We start from the raw sequence: 26,122 nt of genomic DNA, 5'->3' as shown, positions 1-26,122 counted from the left end.
GGCATTCCCGCGCAAACTCGGATCTACTCTGCCTCGCTACCAGTCTCGGTCCATTCCACCGATTGGGTCCAAGGAAATGTCCGCAGCTCTTCAACAATTTCATCCAGAAGAGTGGCGTCATGCGTCTGCGATTCGAGAATGACCTGGATCACTGAGTTTTCCGTATCTTCAACCTTCTCCGAGAGTGTCTTTCGCAGTACCAGCGAGCGCGCAGCGATCTCGCGGGTCAATTGATACAGAGCCTCCCCCTGATGCTCCGTCTCGCAGAAGAGCCTCAATCGATAAAACGTGTGAGTCTCCAACACCGACAAAGACCGTTGATCGATATAGCGGGAGAGCGGACGCAACACCGAATTAATTGCTATTAGCAGAGCCGCCACAAATACCGCATCGAGCAATTCACCCGCACCCGCACATGCACCTACGGCGGCCGAACACCATAACGTGGCGGCAGTATTCAATCCACGCACATTTCCGCCGTCTTTCATGATCGCCCCCGCACCCAAAAAGCCCACGCCGGAAACTACATATGCGATCACCTGTGTCGTTCCCGGAGCGATCGTCAACCCCAGATCGACGAAAGCCGCGGATCCAAAGCAGACCAGCGTATTGGTCCGCAAACCAGCCGCACGCTGACGCCACTGTCGTTCCGCTCCAATGCAGGCGCCCAGAATTAACGCCACCACTAGACGTGGAAACGTCGGCTGTTCCAGGATTGACGTCGAATCCGTCCACCAATGGAGCCAGGGATTCATCATAGATTACCTATTGGCCTCTCCCGTATAGCGTCGCACATTCACCCCGGCGGAAGCGCGTACAGTGATTGGTGGCCGATCTCGCAAAAATACCAACCGCCTGCGCGCTTCCCCACGGTTACAATTGCCGTGAGGTGAACCATGCGAAAAGCAGCTTCAACTGCGATCCTCGCGATCGCCGCCCTCACAACACTCCCATCCTTCGCTGACAAAATCAAGGGAGACTCCACCCTCAAAGACTCCCAACCCTACGGCACCAAGGACAAGGAGCATAAGCATCAAGGCTATGACCTCTCCTTCGACGCCCAGGGAAAGACCTACACCTGCCGCACCGACCCCAGCCATTCCATGAATGCCACCGACTTCGTCGTAGGCGGGCCCATTCACTACGAGATCGACAAAAACAAAGCCAATATCAAAACCCCAGACAACAAAAAAGTAGACTGCAAGATCGTCCGCGCCGAAATCTCTCCAGCCCCTTAAAAAATACCCAGATCTCAACGGCCCATCCTGATCTGCATCTATGGAGGTCTACCACGACGTATCGTAACTTTTCGAGCGCCTCGACCAGAGCGCCCTCATGCGCTACGTCTGGCGAGCGGTTTCCCTGGCCCCCTATACTGACAACCTTCCCTGAAATTTAACCGAATCTAGACACAAAATACTGAATACAAACAACTCGCGAGGACGCAAATGCCCTCTGATAGATTGCACCCCCGGATGTGAGCTGCAGGTATCGATCCGAACGCCACTCCAAAACAGCTGCGCGGGCCCCTATCTCAACTCTCAGGAGAGTACGAAATGTTTATCATCTGGTGGATCATTGTTGGCCTCATCGCTGGTTTCCTCACCGGAAAGCTCATGAAGGGCAGCGGCTATGGCGCAATTGGCGACATCGTCATCGGCATCATCGGAGCCATCGTAGGCGGCTTCATCATGCAGAAGCTCGGCTATTCAGGATCCGGCGGCCTTATCTACACTGTCATCGTCGCCATCGTCGGCGCAGTCCTTCTCACCTTGCTCCTTCGCCTCGTCACGGGCAACAGAGCTCGAAACTTATAAGCCAACTGTTCGAACGGATACTTCCAAGCATCCCATCTACCCGCGTGCCCACTTCTCAATCCGGAGATGTGGGCATTCGTTCGAAGCGCGCGCAATCGTCTCACTCCCCTAAAGGTCGTATCGCTAAACCCCTCATGGCATACGAAGCTAATACCATGAGCCAATGGAAAGGCATCCTCCTCGCAATCAATATCTGCTTCGCTGCGCACGTTCATGCAGAGGACTGCCTGAACAACCTCCCCGCATCCATCCGTTCCGCGGTCGAGCAGGACAACTGGACCATCCTGCAGCCGCAGGACCTCGCAGGCACCGACCCTCAAAGATGGAAGGGCAATCATCCCGGCGAATGCCCTGGAGTAACCTCCGGAAACTTCTACCCCAAAGGCAAGACCTCCTACCTCGTGGCACTCATCCAGCGTGACCCCACACAGGGAAGCGAGCAGAACAACCAGCTCGAAAAGCTCACTCTCGTCTACCTCAAGAAGGACAACCCCATCACCATAGCCGTCGTCCCTCCCACCCAGATCCCAGCCCCAATGGTCGTCTGGAAACTCCGCCCCGGTGGCTACCAGGACCTATACGGCTCCAAAAAAGTGACCATCTCGCGGGAATCGTTCGTCTACGAAAAACTAGTGGGCCCCGCAAACCAGTTCTACTACGACGGAAGCCACCTCAAATCCCTGGTCCTCTCCAGATAGACCCTCCCATATTCAGTCAGTCAAAGTGATAGGCTTCTCATCATGAATGGCCCCACCCTACAGGACCGCCTGGCCCACATCACCCAGGGCCTCGCCGAGGCCGAACGCAGATACGCCGCTGGGGAGCCCTATCCCGACCCCGAAGGCTCCTGGCCCCACAAGATCTCCCAGCTCAAGCAGCACTTGGCCGACGTTCGCGAGATGATCGCCAATGAATAGCATTCACCACGCCTGAAGAACGATCCTCATTGGTCTCATCATTGTTTCCAGACTCGATCAATGCACATGAGCCACGTCGTCATTCATCGAGAAGACATCTTTGAAGTCGTCCTCATACGGAAAGACGTGGATCATCCAGGTGAACATATAGGGATGGAAGATTCCGCCCTCAGCCTCGCAGGCATCTTTAGTGTGGATCGATCCAAACATGCCGAACTTTGGATGAGCAGCTTGATAGTCTTTCACACGGTCTGCTGGAGCCTCGCAGAAGTTGGTGTGCTCATGCCACCGCGCCACACTGAGCGGAATCCGCTCATTCAGCTCCTCCTCCGTTGCGTTCGGCCGCGCCGTATACATCACCCCCTCCAGCCTGTACTGCTTGTACTCAGTGTGCCGGTAAAGCAACGAAGTCGGCTTGCTCGGATCGAAGTGTAGATCGGACGCCCGGGCGTTGGCCTCATTGTTAAAGTGATACTGCGGCTGCTCAAGCTTAGGATTAGCAATGACGTATCCATCCGCCAGAGCCTTCCGGTAGTCCTTGTACCGCTCCATCGTCGCCTTCGCTTCGGCCACCACTTCCCGCGCCTTCACCTCGTCGCCAGGCTGCTTTGGCCACACCGGCGTGATGCTCATGTGGCCAGCCATGGCGGCCATGCTGGGCCCCATGCTCTTCATGTCAGCCATGTCGCCCATCTTGCCGCCGCTCATGTCCATCCCAGCCATACTGTCTTTCCCCTGCCCCTGTTGCAATCCGTGCCCCGGCAAAGCAACCAGCAAAACCGCTTCCACCAGCAGCGCCGCTGAAAACATCGAACGAATGTTGAACATCGCAATCTCCGTCACGACTATCTATGGCCGCCCAACTCGGCCACATCCATTCATTCACGATTCGTCGTCCGCGAACAGTTCCACCTCGCCAAGGTTCCGCATAGCCACCCTGCTAAGGGTCAAGTACAGAAAATCACATTGGACTAGCAGGCTCTCCGTAAGCAGAGCAGGGCTCGATGCAAGCGGCTATTCTTTATAGACCAACCGTGGTCCGCTGACCTGTTCTACCTTCAGATCAACATCCACTTCAACCCGGTCTGCGATCTTCACAAAGGGAATCCCACTCGTCATCCCATACTCTTTGCGATCAAATGCCATCATCCCTTTGATGACGCCCCGTCCCGTCCCCTTGCCTGAAACCGTCAGCTTTAGCGTCTCTGGTTTCGAGACACCTCGTATGGAGAAGTCTCCCAGCACGTCGAACGATTCAGGGCCAGTCTGCACAATCTTCGTCGAACGAAATGTAATGTAGGGTGCCTGCTCAACATCGAAAAAATCCGCACTCTTCAGCTTCTTATCCTTCATCCCGCTTCCAGTATTTACCGTAGCCGCTTGAATTTGGATATCCAGAACAGCGGTAGTCACATCTCGAGACGAAAAGGTCAGAGACGCCTTCCACTTGTCGAAATCCCCCACGAGAGCGACCGAGGCCTTCACGTAAAACTTGATACTGCTGTCCTCGGGCGTTGTCTTAAAAACGGGAACCTGCGCATGGGTGGGCAGCGGCAGCAAGGCAAACGTCAAAAGAGTGAGAAGGGCTAGTCGCATGGAGCTTGAGTGTCAACTTTCCCCGCTGCCATGTCAAATAAAAAGCAAAGTAAAAAGCAAAGCGCAAACCCTAGCCCTTACGTGTCGCCACCTTCAGCGGGCCCGCCTTCAGGATCTTTCCACCTTCCTGCACAACATACAGCTGGTTCACCTCAAGATTCTTGAGTTGATCTATTTGCCCGCTAAGCCACCGTATCTCCACCAGCTCTACCTTCTTGGCTTGATCCAGACCGAAGTGCATCCGCATATCGTTTTGCGAAAAATAGCTCCCCCCGCTCCGTAGTTCATCAAGCTGTCTCGACGGCTTGGTCGCATCAGGTGTCGTTGTGGCAGTAACAATCACCCTGCTCCCAATTCCCGAACGGTTCGACTTCACTCCCACTAATTTGATCTTGATCCAGTTACGATTTAGTGTCGAATCGCAGCGCAGAAGCTGTGGCCCCGCGTTAATACAGTTCACAACGATATCCAAATCACCATCGTTATCGTAATCGCCAAACGCACATCCACGAGCGGGTGCATCCTCAAGTATCCCAGGGCCACCTTTATTCGTAACATCCTGGAATCGGCCATTACGCAGATTGCGGTATAGATATTTATGTTCTGCGTACTTTAGATCGGCCTTTGACTTGTCCACCTCCGGATAAACATGGCCATTCGACATCAGGATATCGAGCCACCCATCGTTATCCATATCAAAGAAGCCGACGCCCCATCCAAGCAGCCGCGTATTCTCGCCCAATCCGCTGGGATAAGTATGGTCTTCAAACGTCGCATCCCCCATGTTGGTGTAAAGCGAATCAGTATCGCCAGAAAAATTAGTCTTCACAATGTCGAAGCTGCCGCTGTGGTTATAGTCCCCGATCGAAACGCCCATCCCCGCCTGTGGTTTAGCCTCGGCCGAAAGCGCCGCTCCCGCCTCGATCGCGATATCGCGAAACGTTCCGTCCTTCTGATTTAAATAGAGCGTGGCTGGCGCCGAATCATTCGCAACATAGATATCCGGCCACCCGTCGTTGTCCAGATCCGACGCGGCAACACTAAGCCCATAGGTCCCCACGGCCGTCCACATCCCGGACTTCTCGCTCACGTCGCTGAAAGTCCCATCGCCATTGTTGTGATACAGAATATTCCTGCCGCCAGCCAATCCTGGCGGACCGCAAGCTACGAGGATGCCCTTATATGTACAAGGCCCATCTTCCGGCAAAGGCGCTGTCTTCAGATCGAAATCGACGTAATTGGCCACGAACAGATCTAGGTGCCCGTCGCGGTTGTAATCGACAAACGTGCATCCCGTATTCCAACGCACCTTCGGTCCAGGCTGTATAAGGCCCACCTGCTGTGTCACGTCCGTAAACTTTCCATTACCGTTATTGCGGTACAGCGCATTCTGACCGTAGTAAGTTACAAACAAATCATCGTTGCCGTCGTTGTTGTAGTCCCCCACGCAGCAGGCTTGCCCCCAGCCTGTCTTGTGCTCCAGGCCGGAGCCAGCCGTCACGTCAGTGAAGGTTCCATCTCGATTGTTCTTGAAGAGATGGCATCGCGGCTCCTGCCCCGCCGGAAAACCCTCCAGTCGCCACCCATTAACGAGGAACAGGTCAAGCCAGCCGTCATTGTCGTAGTCATAAAAGGCCAATCCACAACCGGTTGTCTCCAGCAGATACTTATTCTTTGCTTCCCCTCCATAGATAGTTTTGCTTGTAAGACCGGCTTCCTTCGCAACGTCGAGAAAACTCACGCCCAGCGGCATATCCTCTATCGGAGACTTCTCTCCAGGCGGAGGCGGTGCGGCCTTCGCATCATAGCTGCGTTCCTGCGGGCCAATGCCTTTGGGCGGGGGCGCAGCCTGCTGCTGCAACGGCGAAGCCAGTGCCAGAATATCTGCGAACGGCAGCACGAGAGCAGTGCGACTGAGAGATCGAATAAATTTACGGCGATTCAAGTCAGTGAATTTTGTTCTCAAGGTTGCCCGGATCCCATGAAAGGTGAGACTCAGTGAGTCATCCCTTCCTCTGTGCGCTGAATTATAGCGAACACTTCAATCCACTGTACACAAGCTGTTCGTCGCTATTGATATCTGCTCTGTGCCGATTTCCTGGCTTGCGATTAGGGATTTCCCAATGTCTTCACTGCCTCAGCCTTCTGACGCTCCGCCGCCGCCTCTGCGGTCTTACCCTGCCTGTCCAGTGCCGCCGCAAGACCAAGATGTGCCTCCGCGTAATTCGCGTCGTAGCTCAATGCATCTTGAAACTGTGTAATAGAGCTCGCCACGTCGTTGTTTCTCAGCGCAGAGTTCCCCGCATTCGTAGCAACCTCCGCGCGCTGACGGTTCATGTTGCTCCGCATAAGCTCAGCTGCTTTCCTGCGTTCCGCTGAGGCCTCTCCCGGCTGATTTTGCTTGACGAGCACAGCCGCGAGCGTCAGGTGCGGATCAGGCTGACCTGGAAGTTGCCGGATGGCCTCCCGCAGAGCCGACGTAGCTTCGGGCAATTTGTTCAACTTGTCGTAGACACTACCCAGCGTCGCCCATCCGTCTCCATTCTCAGGACGAAGTTTCAGCGAGACATTCATCTCACGCGCCGCATCCTCATACCGTCCGGTTTGCATGTAGAGCACGCCCAGAAGATAAGGAGCCTCAGGCGCCGACGGATCAAGCCTCTGCGCAGTCTCTAACTCCGGGATAGCGCCCACCGCATCATCCTGCAGCTTGAACGCAAGACCCAGGTTGTAGTGCAGTTGAGGCGCGTCAGGCTCCAGTTTGAGCGCCCGACGCAGTTCCACCACCGCATCGCCAAACTGGCTCAATTGAACGTAGGCCGCCGCAAGGTTCTGATGCGCCGTCACACTCTCCGGGGCAAGCGCAACGGAGCGCTCCAGCACCGGCAAAGCATCTTTAGCCTCTTGCGCCTGGCAAAGCGCCATCCCGAGATTAGTCATGGCTTCGGCATTGTTCGGCTCGGCGGCAACTACTTTTCTCAGCAGCACAATCGCTTCTGGTGCCCTGTTCGATCGCTGTAGAGCGAGAGCAAGTTGATACGAAGCTGCGATGGAGTTTGGCTCCAACTCCAGCGCCTGTTGGAAGACCGGAATCGCCTGTTCGTCCTTCCCCTCTGCCACAAGCGCTTTGCCAAACTCAAGAGCAATCATCGCATCCTGCGGAGCCAGTTGCGCTGCCTGCATCAACTCGGACATCCCGTCCTTGTCACCCTGGGCCTGCATCACCAGGCCAAGATGCAGATGCGCAACCGCTAAATTCGGATTCAGTTGAATGGCCTTCGCAAACTCCCCTCGTGCATGCGCCCAATCCTTCTGCTGCGCATGCAGCGAACCAAGCTCGTCGTGCAGCCCCGCGTTCTGTGAATCTGTCGTAAGCGCAGCTTTCATCTTTGTGACAGCAAGACCGATCTGATGATTCGCTGCAAGAGAACGTGCATATCCGGCGAGTACATACGAAGGCAGCGGGCGCTTCTCGAGGCGCGCCTCCACCTCCCATCTGGAAAATAACGGAATCGCCTTCTCTGGCGAACCGATCTGCTCATACGCCATCGCGAGATTCATCTGCGCGGTGCTGTCACTGCTTTTTATCGCAAGCGCTCTTTCAAGTTCGTGAATACCTTCCTTCACCTGTCCGCGACTTACTAAAACTGCTCCGAGCGCGCTGTGCCCCTGCTCAGCCTGCGGAGCCAACTGGACCACCTGCTCGAAGTCGGCCTGTGCTGCACTCAAATCCTTTTGAGCCAAGGCAGCCTGCCCTGCCCGATACGCTGCATCTGCCTTCTTCAACGCCGCCGACGGTTCCTGCGAGAACGCAACCTTCGAGAGAGCCATCCAGCCAATTAACATCGCCTTCGCGACAAAGAGCCCGTCTTGTGGAAGCTTATCCATGGGATTGTAGCGACCCCGATCTTATCTGTTCGAAGACTCCCCTGTCCTTCGCCAATGCCGAACTACCTGATCGGATGATCTTCGAACGCCGAGCGGCTCCGTATTGATGGACCAGACTCGCCTCCTACCCACCATGCAGAGGATCAGGACCAACGCGTGCGAGAGACGAAGACCCGTCCGCGTCGAAACCCGCCTCGGCATTGTTCTTGACAAGAATGCTCCAACTTCAATGAAGTGTCTCGAGCTTAGGTTCGTTCGCAGCCTGTATCTTGTGCGAGACCTCGGTCTCTCGACTCGCGTCCTCTGCCCTTCCTAGCGACCGGTACGCCTGTCCCAGCAGACTGTGTGTGATGTAGTTACTAGAGTCCATCTTTTCGGCCCGTTCCAGGTACATCACCGCGCTCGCCGGATCTTGCCGCTTCAGCAAAACCTTCCCCAGCAAAATATACGGTCCCGTCGTGGTCGGTTCGAGCAGCAACGCACGCTGGAGCGATTGCTGCGCCTTCGTATAGTCCCCGGCTCGGCTATAAGCGTCACCCAGCCTGTCATAGATGCTCCCATCGAGCGGATTACGAAGCCGTTCCTTCTCAAACTCCGCAATCGCCGTATCCAGGTGCTCCCCAGCCAGCGCAACTTCGCCAAGCAGGGAATGCGCAAGCGGTAACTGCGGCTCCAGTTCCAGCGCCTTTGTAGCGAACTGCTGCGCCACGATCAGATAGTCCCGACGCAGCAGCATTCGCGCAGCCAGAAGATAGGCCGGAGCCGAATCAGCTGCGAAACCATACTGCGTCGCAAACGCCCGGCGTGCATTGTCGTACTGGTTGGTATCGATGTAACAAAGAGCGAGCACATAGTTGGGGTCCACTCTGGTCTGCGACGTCCAGTTAGAAGCAGATTCAAGAAATGGGATCGCAGCCGCTGGTCTCCCCATCCGAAACAACGTCAGCCCTCGCAACTGCGCCGACTCTTCATCATGAGGATCCTGCTTCAAGGCACTCGCGAACGCAACGTCCGCATCCGTAAAGTCATTGGTCGAGTACAGAGCAAGACCGCGCAACCGATTGACGCCCGTCGGCACCGGCTGTTGCGCAGCCAGCACATCCAGTTGCTTCAGAGCATCTACTGCCAGCCCACGATCGATCATCGCGCGCAGCTGCGTCAGACTTGGTGTAGCCTCAACAGCGGCAGCGCCCGGTGAGGACACCAGTGGATCCGGTGCTGCAGGTAAAGTTTGTGTCGGACTCTGTGCAAGTCCAAATGGCAGGGATTGTGCCGCAAAGAAAGACAGGCAGCCCGATAGCACTACTTTAAGCACGTGACGCATAGAAGATCTGGACCGAGTGTAACCGAAACAAAAGGGAGAGCCGTAGCTCCCCCTTTTTTAAATCCCTGCTAGGTCTAGAACTGGAAACGCCCAGAGAACTGCAACTGCCTCGGATTGGCCGAGTTGTTCGGGAAGGGTCCGTTCGTAATCGAGCCTCCCTGGTCCACATTGCCGCCAGGTGTGCCCCAGTTGATATGGTTGAAGGCGTTGAAGCCATCCGCTCGCAGCTGAAAGGTTAGCTTCTCACGAATAAGGAAGTTCTTCTGAATCGACAGATCAGCGTTGAAGAAATGCGGCCCGAAGACCGTGTTCCGTCCCACATTGCCGATCTGGTCGAGACCCGGTCGCGAGAAAGGCCCGTTGCCACTATCGATATTATAAGTCTGGTAAAACAACAGGTTATTACCCGGGATTCCCGTCTCCTGGGAGTGGAAACGGCGAGTATCGCCGTTCACTCGACAGGGCGCATCTGACGGAACCTGCTGGCTGCAGGTCGAATATGTCAAGGTGAACGGCAAGCCGCTGGAGTAGTTGATCACCGGACTGATCTGGATCCCGCTCACGATCTGATTGACCACTCGGTTCGCGTTCGAGAGCAACAGCTTGTTCCTGCCAAACGGTAACTCGAACAACCCGTAAACGATAATCTGCTGCTGACGCAGCGCGCCGTCGCGGCCCGCAACGATATGCTTGTCCCAGGACGAATAGTTTACCGAGTCGCTAAGTGCTTGCTGCCAGGCATAGTTTGCATTGAGCGAAATACCGTGGGCATAAGTCTTTGCCACCGTTACCTGCAGCGCGTTGTAGTGAGTATCGAGATTGTCCGAGAAATCCGTTACATCGTTACTCCATCCGCAAGCGCCCGGAGCGAGGCCTTGCCCGGTCGGTTGCGAATAGTTCGGATCGGCGCAGGCCGCCAGCTTACCGCCGTAATACCGCCGCAGCAGGTTCTGGTTGTTGACAGCGCCACCCGGGCCAACACCATTGACATACTGACTCACACCACCCGGAAGATTGGGCAGCGTCGGATCCCAGTGCAGTGCCTCACCGTTGAAGCTCTGATTTGAGGGTAAAGCGATTGCGGCCTCGTTCGGGTTGGTCGTATTACCCGAAATGTCGCCGAAGGTATGAGTTCCTTTATTGCCGACATAGGCGACCGTCATCGACAATGTGGGTGAGAACGACTGTTGCACACTCAAATTCCAGGCATCGAGAGTTGGCAGGCGAAGGGTCGTTGGCCGCGCGCGCGAAGTCACCTGATAACCCGGATTTGGCAGAAGACCGCTCGCTGGTACTGCGACCGGCGTCGCCAAAGGTGGTCCCACTGCTAGGTCGAACGTAGAAGCCGTACCGCTGGCCGTGATGGCCTGGTTCTGCAGCACTGGAAGGTTCTGCGTTGCCGCGTGACCGAAGATCGAACCGAATACACCGATGTCGAAGCTGCGTCCGTATCCTGCCCGGATTACAGTCAAAGGAGTCGCCTGATACGCAACGCCGATGCGTGGGTTATAGGCGTTACCCGGGCGGTTGTAGTTCATGTTGCTGCCAATGTTGCCATAACCTGCCACCTGGAGGTAACCGGTGGTGGGGTTCAGAAGCGCTCCATTTCCCTTGGCGTTCACACTCTCTGGGAAGTACAGCTCATAGCGTAAGCCCAGGTTGACCGTGAGCTTCGAAGTAACTCGCCACGTATCCTGGGCGTAGAAGAAGTCCCGCTTCTGAAACTCCTTGGCATTTGTCGTTGTACTCACATATCGCTCAAACTCAGTTGGGCTGCCGAGTGCGAACGATGCAAACCCCAGTCCGGTCGATCCGTTACCCCCGTTCGACGATGGACCAGTACCGAAGAAAAGAAGACCCGTGCGGTCGTTGTCGCTTGGCACTCTCAGGTTGCGTGCATAACGCAGGTCCATGCCGAACTTCACGCTGTGGTTGCCTATCGTCTTGGTCCAGTTGTTCGCAAGCTGGAACTGGTCCTCGCGCTCGATCAGCGGGCAGTTGCAACGGTCCACGTTCAACCCGGCACCGTATTGCGGTCCCTGAGTTTGGCTGTTGTTCGGTGGTCCAAAGCTGCCGACTTCCGTTAGCTGAAACGACGGTGAACCACTCGTGATGGGATCTCCCAGATTCAAACCCGGCGCTCCAATGTTCGTAGCCAGATTTGTACCCGCGTCATACTTCGATGTCCCAATGTTGTACCGGAAGTAGCCAAGGCGAACGTCGGTAACCAACTTCGAATTGACGGCAATATCTACGCCCGCCGCTGCGCTGTCGTTTGCTCCCTGCGAGGTGCCACCATAACCACCCAGGCCAAACCCCGATCCTCCAGCAGCGCCAAAGATCGTCTTACCGGTAAGTGTATCCGTGAAGCGGCTGAAGCGTCCGAAGACATGTATCCGATCGTTGGCCGTCCAATCACCTCGAACATCCCACTGATCGCTGTTGAAGCCGCCGGTCCCGCTACCCGCATAGTTGTTCTTGATACCAGTGATTCCACCTACCGGAGAGCCGGCCGTATTCGGAGCGTAAGGCGCTAGAAGCTTGAAGAAGTTCACTGCCGGCACCGACAGGTCCGATGCCGGGATAACGTTGTTCGCGAACGCAACGGACTGGCCGTTTACCTGGTGGTAGAGCTGTCCGACTGCCGGAGTATATTCACTGAAATCGCATCCGGGCTGTCCAGTTACGGTTGTGGCCGAGCCAATGCAGGTCGAGACGAGGTGCGCCGTCGGAACAGTCTGCACGTTCGCTATACCAACCTTCTGCCTAACTCCTTGGTAGTCTCCAAAGAAGAACAACTTATCCTTGATGATCTTTCCACCAATCGATCCGCCAAACTGATTCTTCAATCCCTGCGGGAACGGGTTCGTCGCCGAAAGCTGGGATGGACCTTGTGAGAACGGCTCGCGGGCAAGGTTCGCGTTACTCTCGCGGTAGTCGAATGCCGATCCATGCCAGCTGTTAGACCCCGACTTCGTCTGCGCCGTCACTACCGAAGACACTGCCTTGCCAAACTCAGCGTCGAAGTTCTGTGTCGTAATCTTCGTCTCGGACAGCGAGTCGGAGTTGGGGTTGACCACAATAATTCCTAAGATCGGGTCTTGATTGTCGGTTCCATCCAACTGGAACGCGACTCCCGCAAACGCCTGGCCATCCACTTCGATCTGCTTCGAACCCTGCGGATTTTCACTCGCCGCATGGCTCCACCCAAGCAGTTGTGCCCCTGGCAACAGCAGCTGCAAATTCGTAAAGTTCCTGTCCGGAATAGGAAGGTCTGTGATCTCCTTCGCCCCGAATGTCGTGGATACGTCCGCGCGGTCCGTCTTTAACTGGGGAATCGCGTCTGCGTCCACTTCAATGGTTTGATCGGATCCTCCGACCGTCAGAGCCGCCTCCACCTTGATAGAGGTGTCTGCAGTGACCCGAATGCCCTTCTGCTCAAACCCCTTGAAACCCGGCGCGCTCACCTTCACGTCGTAAAGGTCTGGGATGAGATGTTCAACAGTAAATTCGCCGCTCGCGTTCGACTGCACGTTGACCGACGTTCCTTTCGCATCGTCGATCACGGTTATCGTCGCGCCTGGAACGGCCGCACCCGTGGTGTCGAGGGTCGATCCAAAGATCGAACCATAAACCGCTTGGCCATATGCAATCGGCGAAGACGCCAGAGCACACACGGCAAAGAGCAACCCGACTGTTACGCGCGTCACAAATCTCATCTCAAACCTCCAAAAAGTGCTTCACGTTTGCTTACTGTTGGCAATCATCAATCATCTTTTAACTGCTGCCGAACATCACTTCAAAGTCGCTAGCGGCATAAATCTTTAACGGACACCAGGTAAACATCGCCTGCGTACAAATCCGAAACAGTTGGCCCTTTGAATCGCAACGAAAAATACCCGACAGCTCTAGAAGATGTCAACGAGTTTGATCGGTAAATATTTGCAAGTTGTTGACAAAGCAACCCTCAAGGGACGGACGGGGCAAAAATGGGTAAAGTGGTCAGACCTATTAGCGAGATCCATCCCACCCAGCCATGAGGAATCTACTGTCAAATAGCAGATAAATAACAACTTATCCCGCATCGGCGAAAATCAAATGGGCCTCGAGGTGCAGCTAAATATCAACCGAAAGGTTGACCACCTCCCGATCACCAAATCAAGCTCGCATTCGTCTCATGAACGATTTGTCTATACATTATCGACAGATCCTCAGACCGAACCCTCTCGGAATGGATTACATGAAGAACGATCAGGGCCGCCGAATCGAGACCAGACCACCGACAGTCGCCGACTCACAAGTAAGCTTCGGCAGCAGGAAAGAGTCTGCTCACCCCGTCACGCCAAAGTACCGGCAGGTCCTTGAAGATCTGCATTCCGCAATCAAAGCGGGGACGCTTCGTCGCGGTGATCGCCTCCCAAGCGAAGCAGAACTCGGAAAGCGCTACAACACCTCACGTATCACGGTGGCCAAAGCCGTCCATGAACTCCAGTTGCAGGGCCTCGTATCGCGACGACCAGGTTCAGGCACCCACGTGCTCGCTCCCATCGCATCGACCGATCATGTATTCGGTCTACTGATTCCCGATCTCGGGAGAACCGAGATCTTCGAGCCAATCTGCAACGGCATGATGCGGTCGCCTCTCTCCAAACCCCACTCTCTCTTGTGGGGACACTCCATGGGCGAGTTAGCCCAGCAGCAGAAAGAGGCCGAGCAGCTCTGCCACAAGTACATCGCGCAAAAAGTCTCCGGAGTCTTCTTCGCGCCGCTCGAATTCACTCCGGAAAAAGACATCGTCAACCGACGCATCGCCTCTGCGTTCGATCGCGCAGGCATTCCCGTCGTGTTGCTCGACCGGTGCTTCGCGCCCTATCCCTTGCGTTCAAAATATGACCTCGTCGGCATCGACAATCGCAGTGCCGGCTTCCTCATCACGCAGCATCTGCTCCTTCATGGAGCAAGACGCATCGTCTTTGTCGCCAGGCGCCTCTCTGCCTCCACCGTTCACGGAAGAATCGCCGGCTATCGAGAGGCTCTCCTCTCTCGCGGAATCCACCCGCAACAGGACCTCGTACGCCTCGGCGATCCGGAAGATCCTCAATTCCTCCAGACTCTGCTCAAAGACTGCCACCCCGACGCAATCGTCTGCGCCAACGACATCACCGCGGCCCGCATCATGCAGGGCCTCGCCGCTCGTGGAATACGCGTCCCGGACGAGATCCGCATCGTCGGAATCGACGACGTAAAATACGCGAGCCTCCTGCCCGTGCCACTCACCACACAGCATCAGAACTGTGCCGACATCGGCGCCATGGCCATTGCAACAATGCTCCAGCGGCTGGAGAAACCCGATCTCCCCACACGCGACATCCTCTTGCAGACGAAAACCGTTCTTCGCAGCTCTTGCGGAACCCATCCCTCACCCAACCACAAACTTTCATAGATCTGCCGCCAATTAAACCCGGTGCGCTCAACCCATGCCGCGAAATTTTCCGCTCCACAGCCCACACCCAAAATGCCATGTCGATCGGTCGCGACCCGCATCCCAAATGCTATAGTGTTGCGAACTCCCCGGAGGCTGTTTTGACCACCAAGTTACGCCATCGCAACGCATCATCTTCAAGCTGGCTGCCTCTCCTCGCAATCCTTGCCACCAGCGCGCTCTGGACCTCCGGAAGCATCGCACTAGGTCAGACACCGCAGCCATCGACCGCAACCGCTGCCGCGCACAACGACGGCCCCTGGTGGAAGCATGCCGTCCTCTACGAGATCTATCCCCGCAGCTTTCAGGACTCCAACGGCGATGGCATCGGCGATCTCAACGGTATCACCCAGCGGCTCGACTACCTCAAAAGCCTCGGCATCGACGCCATCTGGATCGCGCCTATGTACCCCTCGCCCCAGGTCGACTTCGGCTATGACATCTCCGACTACCAGGCCGTAGACCCACAGTACGGCACTCTGGCCGATATGGACCACCTCATCGCCGAGGGCAAACAGCGCAACATTCGCGTCGTCCTGGACATGGTCCTCAACCACACCTCAGACAAACACCAGTGGTTCATCGACTCCGCCAGCTCCCGCACCAACCCCAAGCATGACTGGTACGTCTGGAACGACGGCGTCCCCGCCAACGGCCCCAACGTCACCGCCTATCAAAAGCGCTTCGAACACGAAGGCCGCGTACCGCCCAATAACTGGATCTCCGGCTTCGGTGGCTCCGCTTGGGAGTGGGTCCCGGCAGTTCACCAGTTCTACTATCACAAGTTCTACAAGCAGCAGCCCGACCTCAACTGGCGCAACCCCGCCGTCGAAAAAGCCTGCTTCGACGCCATGCGCTTCTGGCTCGACCGCGGCGTGGCAGGCTTCCGCCTCGACGCCATCCCCACACTCTTCGAAGACCCCCAACTCCGCAACGAGCCCGAAGCCGGCGGCATAAATGCCCAGGGTGATCCCAACCTCAAAGACATCTACACCAGCAATCTCTCCGAGGTCCACGGTGTCATCCGTCGCATGCGCGCCATGGTAGAAAAATACCCCGGCAACCGCGTCCTCATCGGCGAGACCTATCTCCCCGACACCGCCGCGCTCAATGAGTGGTACGGCGGTGCGAAGCACGATGAGCTGCAACTCCCCATGGATATGCTCCTCGGGTTCCACGGCGACCACGACAAGCTCGACGCCACACGTTTTCGCAAACTCATCAACGAAGCCGAGACCCAGCTCAATGGCTCTCAACCGCTCTTCGTCTTCGATAATCACGACAACGTCCGCAGCTGGAATCGCTACAGCGACGGCACCCACGATCAGGCCATCGCAAGGCTTCTCGCCGCCGTGCTTCTCACCTCACGCGACACAGCTCTCATGTACTACGGCGAAGAGCTAGGCATGGTCACCTCCACGCCCACGCGCAAAGAAGACGTAAAGGATCCCATCGGGGTCACCGGCTGGCCCAAAGAGAAGGGCCGCGACGGAGAGCGCACACCCATGCAATGGGACGACTCAAAAAACGCCGGATTCAGCGAATCATCCACCACATGGCTGCCCGTCCCATCCAACTACTCAACCATCAACGTGAAGGCGGAAGAGCTCGAACCCGACTCGCTCCTCAACTGGCACAAGCAGTTAATTTCGATGCGCAGGGATAACCCCACACTCCGCGATGGAAAACAGGTGATGCTCGATGAGTCAAACCCGTCGGTCCTCTCCTACGTTCGCGAAGGTGTCGCTGGCCATCCTGCAATCATCGTGGCACTCAACTTCACCGATCAACCCCAGACAATCTCACTCGATCCCAGCAAAGCGAAGGTCTCCGGCAATACCGTAAACACGCTCCTCACCAATGCACCCGGTCTCAAACAAACCACCAGCCTGCAAAACATCACACTGCCGCCGTATGCCTCATGGATTGGACAGATCGGCTCCAACAAATAACACCAGCACGGCAAAAGGGGTCGCTAGTGAACGAACCGCGGTTTCGCACCTCAAGCATCACGAACTATCTCCTCTATGCAGCCCTTGCGCTCGGTGCTCTCATACCGAGCGCACATGCGCAGAGCACCGCTCAACACGCCCCCCCCGCAGCAGATCAAAAAAACACGGCAGCCGACCCATGGTGGAAGCACGGCGTCATCTACGAGATCTACCCCCGCAGCTTTCAGGACACCGACGGCGACGGCATCGGCGACATCAAAGGCATCACCTCTCGCCTCGACTACATCAAGCAACTCGGCATCGACGCCATCTGGATCACGCCCATGTACCCCTCGCCCCAGATTGACTTCGGCTACGACATCGCCGACTACGTCGCCATCGACCCCCAATACGGCACCATGGCCGACTTCGAGCACATGACCGCCGAAGCCAAGCGCCGCAACATCCGCGTCATCATGGACTACGTCCCCAACCACACCTCCGACCAGAGTGCCTGGTTCAAAGAGTCGCGCTCCTCCCGCACCAATCCCAAACGCGACTGGTACATCTGGCGCGACCCCAAGGGCTTCACCGCCGACGGCAAACCCATCCCCCCAAACAACTGGCAGAGCTGGTTCGGCCACTCCGCATGGGAGTACGACGCCACCACGAAGCAGTTCTACTACCATCACTTCTACGTCCAGCAGCCCGACCTCAACTGGCGCAACCCCGAAGTCGTCAAAGCCATGATGGACGTCCTCCGCTTCTGGATGAATAAGGGCGTCAACGGCTTCCGCATCGACGCCGTCTCACGCCTCTTCGAAGATCCCGATCTCCACGACGACCCCATCCTGCCTGGCACCAACGCCTTCGGCGATCCCAACATCGTCCACAAGTACACCGACAATCTCCCCGAAGTTCACGACATGCTCCGCGAGATGCGCAAAGTCGTCGACGAGTACCCCGGCAATCCCGTGCTCATCAGCGAAGCCGACGAACCCAACATCCTCGAGCTCTCCAAGATGTACGGCGCCAACAACGATGAGGTCCAGCTCCCCATGGACTTTCAAGTCGCCGACGTCAACGAGCTCTCCGCACCCAAGTTCCGCGAACTCCTCAAAGAGGTCGAGAACAATCCCGCTCACGGCCAGCCCTACTTCTTCTTCGGCAATCATGACCAGGACCGCATCTGGGACCGCTACAGTCCAGGCGTCACCGACCCCGCCATGAAGGCACGCATCGCCCGCATGATGGCTGCCCTCCTCCTCACCTCTCGCGCCACGCCACAGATGTACTACGGCGACGAGATCGGCATGGTCACCACAACTCCCACTCGCATCGAAGACGTTAGAGACCCCGAAGGCATCACCGGCTGGCCAAAACAGAAAGGCCGCGACGGCGAACGAACCCCCATGCAGTGGAACGACACACAGAACGCAGGCTTCAGCACCGCCGCCACCACCTGGCTTCCCGTCGCTCCCGACTACAAAACCATCAACGTCGCCCTCGAATCTCCCGACCACGAGTCCATGCTCAGCTGGTACAAACGCCTCATCGAACTCCGCCGCACCAACGCTGCCCTCTACGAAGGCAGCATGCAGATGCTCAACCCAAACGAAAACGTAGTCTCCTACCTGCGCAAGGGCCCCGCCGGCAAACCCTCTGTCGTGGTAGCCCTCAACTTCTCCGACAAACCCCAAACCCTCAAGTACGACTACGCCGCCCTCGGCCTAACCAAAGGCGCAACCGCCACACTCGAAACCAACGACCCCTCTCTCAACCACGCACCGCTGACCAAGCCAATCACCCTCGCCCCTTACGCCACCTGGATCGCAGAAGCTCAGTAAACACTGGCCGAAATCTCATCTCACGAGTCCTTCTTCGCAAAGTACAAATACCTCAGTAGGCGCCTTTCGCCAGTTAAGGTATGTACGCAGGACAGGAACCGCTGCAGCCCCTCGAAGTTGATATCGCCTTCCGCCGCGACCAGCTTCTCTTTGTTTTTCTCCCGTGCATCATGCCACTGTTTCGCCACCCGGGAAGCACTTACGGTTGTGTCGGTGACGCGGATCCGGCGAAACCCCGCTCGCTCGATAAGTCGTTCATTCTCTCCTGGCGGACTGTACACATAAAAGCCAATCGAGCTGCGTGTGGCGATCTCTTCGATGGAAAGCAATCCGCCCACTACCAGAGCGTCACTGAATAGCATCCGTCCGCCGGGCTTCAGTATGCGAAACATCTCACCCAGCACCTCGGGACGTCTTGGAAGATGGCACAAAACGTCATTCGAGAACACCGCGTCAAAACTATCGTCGTCAAAAGGCAGATCTTTGGAAGCGTCACACTGCTCAAAACGGGCTAGTGAATCAAGGCCTCTTGCCAGCGCAAGTTCGTTCGCATTGCGAACTCCAAGAGCATTAATATCTAACCCAACCAGGCGGCAGCCCACCTTTTCCGCAAGGTGCAACGCATAGCCACCCGAACCGAACCCCACTTCCAGCACGAACGAATTGGATCTCAGGTCCAGCAGTTGGGGGATTTCGTTGGACTCCTCCGTCGTGACCCAGCTTGTTTGCCCAAAATCTTCGCCGTAGGTCTCGATGCGCACCCGCCGGTACGTATCCGACACATAATTTCCATACGCACTGTCATAGAGATCCACTTTCTGTGACACGTTAGAGATCCTCCTCAACCTCTTTCTATTGGCGGATAAATTGGCTAACAGACTAGCAATCTACTTTGGAATTTTCAAAAGCACGTGAAGTCAACGAGCCTGATTATGTACAGCTGAGCTTGCTCCTGCTTGCGTGTACGCTGGATGCTGCGCTGGTAGACTTCTCGCACCAAACAGGGGGCGTTTTCACGATGCCATCGAAAGATACGTCTGTCGTTATCAGGTCTGCCACAGCCGAGGATGCCGCAACCTGCGGGCAGATCGATTATGACGCCTTCACCGCCATCAGCTCTGCTCACGGTTTTCCACCCGACTTCCCAACACCTGAGATGGCGATACGTGCCATCTCCTCGATGTTTTCAGACCCTGATTGTTATTGCGTTGTGGCAGAGATCAACGGCCAGGTCGTCGGCAGCAACGTCCTTGACGAGGGCTCCATCATCCGCGGCGTCGGACCCATCACGATTCATCCTGGAGCACAGAATAGGGGTGTCGGCCGTCTGCTGATGCAGGCCGTGATGGATCGCGCCCGTGATCGCGGAGCCGCCGGAGTACGGTTGGTCCAGGCGGCCTTTCACAATCGCTCCCTCTCCCTCTATACCTCCTGCGGCTTCGACGTCCGCGAGCCGCTCTGCTGCATGCAGGGACAGACTCGCCAACGCAGCGTTCCCGGATGCCAGGTGCGGCCCGCTACCCCGGCGGACGAAGATGCCTGCAACTCGCTTTCTCGCCGCGTTCATGGCTTCGACCGTGCTGTCGACCTGAAACAGGCCATCTCAGGAGGCACGGCGCTGGTTGTCGAACGAGCAGGCCGCGTTACCGGATACACCACCCATCTCGCCTTCTTTGGCCACTCCACGTCGGAGACAAATCTGGATATGCAGGCGCTACTCGCTTCGGCGGATTCCTTCGCCGGCCCCGGAATCCTTCTCCCCTCTCGCAACAGCGCGTTGCTGCGGTGGTGCCTGCAGAATGGTCTCCGCGTTGTTCAGCCCATGACGCTAATGAGCACTGGGCTGTATAACGATCCTGCCGGCGCGTGGTTGCCGTCCATCCTGTTCTAACTTCCACCCAGCACCGGCGCGACCCATCGAGAACCCTGGCAGCACTGAAAGAATCGCCGTGGGGACGGGCTAAAAACTTGTCAAGCCCCTGAAGCACTCAACTACATCCAACGCAAGTACTTACGCGTGGCGCATTAGTTCCACCCCAAAAGCTATACTTAGATAGATACAGCGAAAGATCCCGCTCCCACAGCGGGTTCTTTCGTTTTAACCCATAAATTAACCCATAAAACCCTTTAGAAAGACGAATTTACCGATAACCCTTTTGGTATGACGATTTTGCAAATCCAAAATTTCATATCCGACTCAGAATAAATGACTTCCACGGAGATACCCCCCAGGGGGTACCCCTCACCAGCTCAAGGTCACAGCACTCTGCTGGTAGCCAGTACCCTGGGGAAACTTCACAATCAGCTTCTCCAACCCGGCACCCCTACCTGCGGCAGCATCCACGATCGTCCCACCCTCAACATGGAGCCCCAGCTTGGCCTCATTACGCCGCACCGTCAGCTCGACAACCGTCCCCGCATCAGCCTCCAGCTCCAGCTTCAACGAGTGCGCCTCGGAGACCTCACTCAGCACCTTCATCTGCGACGTCCGCGCTCCCGGCAGTGGCAACCCATGCGGCACGGCAACCTCAATCGCCGGCAACGCAAAGACCACAGACGAACCATCAGCCGAAACCCGCGAACCCTTCACCGCGCTGGCCAGCCGAACCGCAGGACCAGAGAGCGTACTCACCTTCACCACCAGGCCGCGCGCCTCACGCTGGTACTCCAGCGAGCAAACAGATCCACCAACATGAAGCCGATCCACCGCAGCATGATCCCAATCCGCAGGCAGATGCGGATCAAGATGAAGCGAACTCGAGAGCCCATCCACCTCAATACCAAACAAACCACGCAACGCCGGAGTAATCACCATCGCCGAAGACCAGAGTTGATGACTCGTACTCCTCCCGAAAGGTTGAAAGAACGCACCCGACAGCAACTCCGTCACCGCGCCTAGGTCCTGCGCCGTAGTCAGATCGGCATTCTGCATCAGGTGCGCATACCCGGCCAGCGGATGTCCCGCACGATACTCCGCCACCGACGCCCACCCGGTAAACAAAGGCCAGACCGATCCCTGGTGATAGCTGATCGGATCGTAGAAAGGATCGCTCTCCGCCACATCCCTCAGACCCCAGTCGGTAGAAAAATCATGCGAAGCCCACCGTCGAAAGCTCGCCCCTGGATGAGCCAGCCCTTCACCACCATTCCACCACGCAATCGCCGGATAAACCGTAGCTGTACGATCAAGAGTCCCATCAGCGTTCCGGCTGAAGGCATAAGCCTGCCGCGCCGAATCGTAATACTCCGCCTCAATCTTCTTCGCCAACTCAACACCCCGCGCTGCGGCGGAGTCAGCCGTCGCCTGATCCCCCAGCAAACGAGCCAGCTTCGACATCGCAACCGAAGCCTGCTGATCCAGCAGCGCGAGGTAAACCTCCTGATGCGGCATCCCACCCGGCCAGCTCTCCACCCACCCGGTACCCTGCGAGTTGTCATAGATGCCATCACCATCGGAGTCATGCGTCGTCTCAAAACGCCACGCTTTTTCAACAACCTCCCGATGTTCACGGAGAAAACTGACATCTCCGCTGCTCTGCACATAGTCCAGCATCGCCGTCAGAAACAGCGGCGTCGAATCAGCCGCAGCATAAGCGTAAGAGAAATCCTTCCAGTCAAAGTAAGCCGCGGTCTGCGGATACTCGTGCATGATCTTCCCATCATCACGCTGCCGCTTCATCAGGAACTCAAGCTCATCGCGACTCAACCCAAAGTCGCCAAAGCCATTCACCGCATAAAGCGTATACAAGCTGTCACGCCCAAAGTACCAGCCAAAGCCGGGCCTCGCCGAGTCTCCGGACGAGTAATATCCCGCGACCAACCCGATCTCGCCGCCAGGCTGCGCCTTCGCCCTCAACTGCTCAATCGACATCTCAGCCCAACCGAAGTCATCGTTCAACCCGGCATCCGGAGTGCGAATCGCCGTCAGCCTGTCTCCCATCTGCCGGTATCGCTCCGCGTGCTTCGCATAGATCTGCGGCAACTCCGCATTCAATCGCTCCAGCTTCCCTTGCAGCATGCCGTTGGTAGCCGTCTCGACGGTATTTCCCATCGCCATCAATAGCGGAAAGTAGTGATTCGTATCTCGCTTGGGGTCGTAATGAAGCTTCAGCTCCAGCGGATAGAACTTGGGCTTCTCCTGATACGGAGCGAGAATCCCCGGCTGCGTGTTCGGCATCGCCACAGCCCCCGCCAGGTCAGGAAAGTCCGTATGAAGCACATAAAACCCGCCATCCTGTCGTCTCACCCACTCCGCAGATGGAACCCCCTGGCTACGCTGTGGCCACATAGGCCGCATCTCCGGCGTAAAGCTGAAGGTCAGATCCATCGGCCGCGTCGAATCGATCTGAAACATCACAACCGCACCTGTACCATCCTCTGCATCGTCCTGCGCAAACATAATCTGCTTTACCGTGAAGGCTATATGCGAATACGTAATCACCGTGTGATCGGGGAACACCCCGATCTCAGCAGCGTCTGCATTCAGGTCGATCGGTACCGAATAGCCCTCCACATCAGCTCGAATCGCGAAGTGGCTCAGCAACTTCACTGGCAGTATCCAAGCCTCAAACGTCCCCTCCTGCTGTCCAGGCATGACGCCGCGCGATCCCGCCACAGTAAATGGCTTTCCTGCTTCAACATGACGTTGAATCGCTAGCCCGTCTTCGTTCACCGGAAAAGCATCGACCGGCCGCAAAGCCCCAGTCTGGGCGGCCGCGATCCCGCCAAGCATTGCGACCAAAGAAAAAGCAGCCCGCATGGTGTCTCCCTCTCCAAAAGATCACCAGTCTACATGCTGGCACGCTCTCTCACGACGAAGTCCGACGCGACTGATAAGATGCCGCTCATGCTCCGTAAATCGTTGCGCTCCATCCTGCTGTTTAGCATCGCAGCTCCTTCTTTACACGCAGCGCCTCCAGCCCTTGGCCCATATCAGAACGATTCGACCCCTGTGATCGGAACGAGAGTTCTGACCGCCACAGAAGCAGCGCAGTTCCTGCCTGCCACGGTCTTTTTTCGAGGTCAGAGCGCGCCCATTCAAGCCAGAAACTCTGGGGGAGTGCAATTCACGAAGGACGCGCTTCTCCTAGTCGCCTTGGTGGATACGGCAGGCTACTCAAGTTCGGTCCAGGAGAAATATCAGGCCTATCTAATCACTGAGGCATCCATCGACATCCAAGGTCATCAGCTCCAGCCAGGAGCATATGGCTGCGGCTTCGTGGCTGGCAGTACCTTCGTCGTCATGGACATCGGAGGCCACGATCTCTTCTCCGTCCCCTCCGCCAAAGACGCCACCCTCCGCCGTCCAACTCCTCTGCAAATCTTGCCAGGGCCCGACAGCACCGGATACCGACTCTACATCGGCCGCGACTATGCCGTCTTTGCGCAGGCCCCAGCTCAGACCAGCAACCCCACTCCCCTCCATCCATGATTACAATCGGGCTGAGATGCAACTCCTCCAGACACCTTCGCTTCTGCTGTGCAGCGTCCTCGCAACGATCATTCCGCTAGCGCGGGCACAAACCGCCACCACGCCGGCAGCTTCTTCACAGACCGCCCCACCCGACAGAGTAAAGGAAGCCGAAGAAGCGTTTCGTGCCGGCTCCGCAGCATATCGTCAGAACGACCTACTTTCAGCACACATCCAATTTGCGAAAGTCGTAAAACTTGCACCCGAGGTTGCCGCCGGCCACAGTGCCTTCGGAACTGTACTACTTGCTGAGGGAAATCTCGCATACGCGGTGGACCAACTCGAACTGGCCCACAAACTCGATCCGCAGAACTCTGATGCCTCACTCAACTTGGCGATCACCTACTCTCAGCTTCGCGAATATCAGAAATCAATGCAGATGTTTCAACTCCTCGACGGAGCAAAGAGCGATGCGTCACAGGCGCTGACGCCCCAAGCCTCCATCGCCTACGCCGCCGCCCTCGCGGCAACGGGAGAGCCAGCCACCGCGCAAAAGCAGCTGGAGTCGGCTCTCTACAATTCGCCTGACAACGCGGCTCTGCACGATAGTCTAGGCACGATCCTCGCACAACAACAGACCTATAGTGACGCCACGGTCCAGTTTCAACGTGCTATCTCACTAGAGCCATCACTCGCAGCCGCGCACTATCACCTTGGCTCCGTCTTTCTAAATCAAGGGGACCTCGCAAACGCGGTCAGCGAGCTTACCAAAGCGAATAACCTGTCCAAAGAAAATGTCGAGTACGCACTGCAACTTGGTCGTGCCTTACTTGCAAGCGATCAGGAAGACGCGGCCATCACGGTACTGCGACATGCGATGGCCGTTGATCCTGCGTCGACGGATATCAAATACGAACTCGCCCTCACCCTGCAAGCGAATGACAATCCTCGTGAAGCTATACCTCTCTTTCAACAGGTCGCCGCCGCACGACCCCAGGACTCTGCCGTACTCACGAACCTCGGACTCGCTCTCGTACAGACAGGCGACGCAAAGGGAGCCATCATCTTCTACCTGCGAGCCCTTGCACTGGATGAGAAAAATCCGACCCTGCGCCAAGACCTCGGCGTTGCGTATCTTCAACAGAGCGATCTCAACCACGCCATCGAGCAGTTTCGTGCAGGTCTCCTGATCGAACCTGACAACTCACATCTCCACTACGATCTTGGACTGGCCCTGAAGTTGAAAGACGATCCAACCGCAGCGGTCGCGGAGTTCCTTCGCGCGGAGCAACTCGATCCCACGTTGCCTGATCCGCCCTACACGCTCGGCGTACTCTACATGCAGCTCGGACGTTTCGCAGAATCTCAGGCCGAACTCGAGAAGGCCACCGCGCTACGCCCCAACAACGGTGAGGCATGGGCGCTCCTTGGCAATGTCTACAAAAACAATAACGATCACGAAAAGGCCGCATCAGCCTTGCGACGCGCCATCGATCTTCTACCCAACCAGCCTAGTCCACACATCAGCCTCGCCGCCATCCTCAGCCAGCAGGGAGACTCTGAAGGCGCTGCCGCAGAACGCAAGAAAGCCGCAGCCCTCAGCCGTATCGCTGTCAGTCGACAACGTGCCAACTTTGCCCTAGATAGCGGCAGAGCACTCCTCAAGCAAGGCAAGACCGCGGATGCGATATTTCAATTGCAAACCGCAGTCGAAGCAGACCCAAACTACAGCGAGGCACACTCCGCGTTGGCCGACGCTCTCGACAGACAGGGACGAAGCGCCGATGCTGCGCTTGAGCGGCAGAAAGCCAAGAAGCTTCTCGCGAATACTTCCTCCGCTGGTGAGGTTCCTTCCGCTCATCCATAGAGCCGGTACCACAGATGCAACTGAGCCTTTTTCTCTGGAGGCT

The 26,122-nt window shown here is 56.7% G+C and carries 19 protein-coding genes; 10 read left to right on the top strand and 9 right to left on the bottom strand.

Annotation, left to right across the window (positions count from 1 at the left end; genetic code table 11):
• Positions 1-23: 23 nt before the first annotated feature.
• On the bottom strand, positions 24-758 hold the full coding sequence (locus HDF12_RS05505; RefSeq protein WP_218892305.1) for an MgtC/SapB family protein: 735 nt from the start codon (positions 756-758) through the stop codon (positions 24-26).
• 138 nt (positions 759-896) lie between these two features.
• On the opposite strand from HDF12_RS05505, the gene HDF12_RS05500 reads away from it, so the two are divergent.
• The 4 genes from HDF12_RS05500 to HDF12_RS05485 all read left to right on the top strand — a co-directional run bounded on the left by HDF12_RS05500 (position 897) and on the right by HDF12_RS05485 (position 2,734).
• Positions 897-1,238, top strand: coding sequence for a hypothetical protein (locus HDF12_RS05500; RefSeq protein WP_179581582.1), 342 nt, complete (start codon positions 897-899; stop codon positions 1,236-1,238).
• A gap of 318 nt (positions 1,239-1,556) precedes the next feature.
• Positions 1,557-1,817 (top strand): GlsB/YeaQ/YmgE family stress response membrane protein, encoded by a 261-nt coding sequence (locus HDF12_RS05495; protein ID WP_179581581.1) that lies wholly within the window; start codon positions 1,557-1,559, stop codon positions 1,815-1,817.
• Between the two features lie 155 nt (positions 1,818-1,972).
• A complete protein-coding gene (locus tag HDF12_RS05490; RefSeq protein ID WP_179581580.1) occupies positions 1,973-2,515 on the top strand; it encodes a hypothetical protein in 543 nt (180 codons plus the stop codon).
• A 42-nt stretch (positions 2,516-2,557) separates the two neighbouring features.
• Entirely contained in the window at positions 2,558-2,734 is a 177-nt protein-coding gene (locus tag HDF12_RS05485) for a hypothetical protein (RefSeq protein WP_179581579.1), read from the top strand.
• 57 nt (positions 2,735-2,791) lie between these two features.
• On the opposite strand, the gene HDF12_RS05480 is transcribed toward HDF12_RS05485, so the two are convergent.
• The 6 genes from HDF12_RS05480 to HDF12_RS05455 form a co-directional block, all read right to left on the bottom strand.
• Positions 2,792-3,562 carry a hypothetical protein gene (locus tag HDF12_RS05480; RefSeq protein ID WP_179581578.1) on the bottom strand — a complete coding sequence of 257 codons (771 nt, stop codon included), beginning with the start codon at positions 3,560-3,562 and terminating at the stop codon, positions 2,792-2,794.
• 186 nt (positions 3,563-3,748) lie between these two features.
• Positions 3,749-4,330, bottom strand: coding sequence for a YceI family protein (locus HDF12_RS05475; protein ID WP_179581577.1), 582 nt, complete (start codon positions 4,328-4,330; stop codon positions 3,749-3,751).
• A gap of 70 nt (positions 4,331-4,400) precedes the next feature.
• Entirely contained in the window at positions 4,401-6,083 is a 1,683-nt protein-coding gene (locus HDF12_RS05470; protein WP_433963410.1) for a CRTAC1 family protein, read from the bottom strand.
• A 356-nt stretch (positions 6,084-6,439) separates the two neighbouring features.
• Complete coding sequence (locus HDF12_RS05465; protein WP_179581576.1) at positions 6,440-8,218, bottom strand: tetratricopeptide repeat protein; 1,779 nt, start codon at positions 8,216-8,218, stop codon at positions 6,440-6,442.
• Between the two features lie 226 nt (positions 8,219-8,444).
• Positions 8,445-9,422 (bottom strand): tetratricopeptide repeat protein, encoded by a 978-nt coding sequence (locus HDF12_RS05460; RefSeq protein ID WP_373563848.1) that lies wholly within the window; start codon positions 9,420-9,422, stop codon positions 8,445-8,447.
• A gap of 194 nt (positions 9,423-9,616) precedes the next feature.
• Complete coding sequence (locus HDF12_RS05455; RefSeq protein ID WP_179581575.1) at positions 9,617-13,261, bottom strand: carboxypeptidase-like regulatory domain-containing protein; 3,645 nt, start codon at positions 13,259-13,261, stop codon at positions 9,617-9,619.
• 521 nt (positions 13,262-13,782) lie between these two features.
• Here HDF12_RS05455 and HDF12_RS05450 point away from each other — a divergent pair.
• From HDF12_RS05450 to HDF12_RS05440, 3 genes are all read left to right on the top strand, one after another.
• Positions 13,783-14,985, top strand: a complete 1,203-nt coding sequence (locus tag HDF12_RS05450; protein ID WP_179581574.1) for a GntR family transcriptional regulator — start codon at positions 13,783-13,785, stop codon at positions 14,983-14,985.
• Between the two features lie 140 nt (positions 14,986-15,125).
• Entirely contained in the window at positions 15,126-16,976 is a 1,851-nt protein-coding gene (locus HDF12_RS05445; RefSeq protein ID WP_257025365.1) for a glycoside hydrolase family 13 protein, read from the top strand.
• A 26-nt stretch (positions 16,977-17,002) separates the two neighbouring features.
• A complete protein-coding gene (locus HDF12_RS05440) occupies positions 17,003-18,802 on the top strand; it encodes an alpha-glucosidase (RefSeq protein ID WP_373563847.1) in 1,800 nt (599 codons plus the stop codon).
• Between the two features lie 20 nt (positions 18,803-18,822).
• Here the strand turns inward: HDF12_RS05440 and HDF12_RS05435 are convergent, their stop codons facing one another.
• A complete protein-coding gene (locus HDF12_RS05435) occupies positions 18,823-19,629 on the bottom strand; it encodes a class I SAM-dependent methyltransferase (protein ID WP_179581571.1) in 807 nt (268 codons plus the stop codon).
• Between the two features lie 191 nt (positions 19,630-19,820).
• Here HDF12_RS05435 and HDF12_RS05430 point away from each other — a divergent pair, with 191 nt between their 5' ends.
• A complete protein-coding gene (locus HDF12_RS05430) occupies positions 19,821-20,693 on the top strand; it encodes a GNAT family N-acetyltransferase (RefSeq protein WP_179581570.1) in 873 nt (290 codons plus the stop codon).
• A gap of 351 nt (positions 20,694-21,044) precedes the next feature.
• On the opposite strand, the gene HDF12_RS05425 is transcribed toward HDF12_RS05430, so the two are convergent.
• Positions 21,045-23,561, bottom strand: a complete 2,517-nt coding sequence (locus tag HDF12_RS05425; RefSeq protein ID WP_179581569.1) for an MGH1-like glycoside hydrolase domain-containing protein — start codon at positions 23,559-23,561, stop codon at positions 21,045-21,047.
• A gap of 33 nt (positions 23,562-23,594) precedes the next feature.
• Between HDF12_RS05425 and HDF12_RS05420 the strand changes: the two genes are divergently transcribed.
• Together HDF12_RS05420 and HDF12_RS05415 are read left to right on the top strand one after the other, a co-directional pair.
• The gene (locus HDF12_RS05420) at positions 23,595-24,233 is read left to right on the top strand and encodes a hypothetical protein (RefSeq protein ID WP_179581568.1); all 639 of its coding nucleotides are present in this window, start codon (positions 23,595-23,597) and stop codon (positions 24,231-24,233) included.
• Between the two features lie 16 nt (positions 24,234-24,249).
• A complete protein-coding gene (locus tag HDF12_RS05415; protein WP_179581567.1) occupies positions 24,250-26,079 on the top strand; it encodes a tetratricopeptide repeat protein in 1,830 nt (609 codons plus the stop codon).
• Positions 26,080-26,122 lie beyond the last annotated feature (43 nt).

Origin of the sequence: Tunturiibacter gelidiferens (genome assembly GCF_013410115.1) — a bacterium.
GTDB classification, from domain to species: domain Bacteria; phylum Acidobacteriota; class Terriglobia; order Terriglobales; family Acidobacteriaceae; genus Edaphobacter; species Edaphobacter gelidiferens.
This window is presented reverse-complemented; position numbering and strand designations above follow the sequence as displayed.

Excerpts from the sequence above, each read along its gene's own strand:
- HDF12_RS05505 (WP_218892305.1), bottom strand. The coding sequence starts at position 758 with ATGATGAATCCCTGGCTCCATTGGTGGACGGATTCGACGTCAATCCTG.
- HDF12_RS05500 (WP_179581582.1), top strand. The coding sequence starts at position 897 with ATGCGAAAAGCAGCTTCAACTGCGATCCTCGCGATCGCCGCCCTCACA.
- HDF12_RS05495 (WP_179581581.1), top strand. The coding sequence starts at position 1,557 with ATGTTTATCATCTGGTGGATCATTGTTGGCCTCATCGCTGGTTTCCTC.
- HDF12_RS05490 (WP_179581580.1), top strand. The coding sequence starts at position 1,973 with ATGAGCCAATGGAAAGGCATCCTCCTCGCAATCAATATCTGCTTCGCT.
- HDF12_RS05485 (WP_179581579.1), top strand. The coding sequence starts at position 2,558 with ATGAATGGCCCCACCCTACAGGACCGCCTGGCCCACATCACCCAGGGC.
- HDF12_RS05480 (WP_179581578.1), bottom strand. The coding sequence starts at position 3,562 with ATGTTCAACATTCGTTCGATGTTTTCAGCGGCGCTGCTGGTGGAAGCG.
- HDF12_RS05475 (WP_179581577.1), bottom strand. The coding sequence starts at position 4,330 with ATGCGACTAGCCCTTCTCACTCTTTTGACGTTTGCCTTGCTGCCGCTG.
- HDF12_RS05470 (WP_433963410.1), bottom strand. The coding sequence starts at position 6,083 with ATGCCGCTGGGCGTGAGTTTTCTCGACGTTGCGAAGGAAGCCGGTCTT.
- HDF12_RS05465 (WP_179581576.1), bottom strand. The coding sequence starts at position 8,218 with ATGGATAAGCTTCCACAAGACGGGCTCTTTGTCGCGAAGGCGATGTTA.
- HDF12_RS05455 (WP_179581575.1), bottom strand. The coding sequence starts at position 13,261 with ATGAGATTTGTGACGCGCGTAACAGTCGGGTTGCTCTTTGCCGTGTGT.
- HDF12_RS05450 (WP_179581574.1), top strand. The coding sequence starts at position 13,783 with ATGAAGAACGATCAGGGCCGCCGAATCGAGACCAGACCACCGACAGTC.
- HDF12_RS05430 (WP_179581570.1), top strand. The coding sequence starts at position 19,821 with ATGCCATCGAAAGATACGTCTGTCGTTATCAGGTCTGCCACAGCCGAG.
- HDF12_RS05425 (WP_179581569.1), bottom strand. The coding sequence starts at position 23,561 with ATGCGGGCTGCTTTTTCTTTGGTCGCAATGCTTGGCGGGATCGCGGCC.
- HDF12_RS05420 (WP_179581568.1), top strand. The coding sequence starts at position 23,595 with ATGCTGGCACGCTCTCTCACGACGAAGTCCGACGCGACTGATAAGATG.
- HDF12_RS05415 (WP_179581567.1), top strand. The coding sequence starts at position 24,250 with ATGCAACTCCTCCAGACACCTTCGCTTCTGCTGTGCAGCGTCCTCGCA.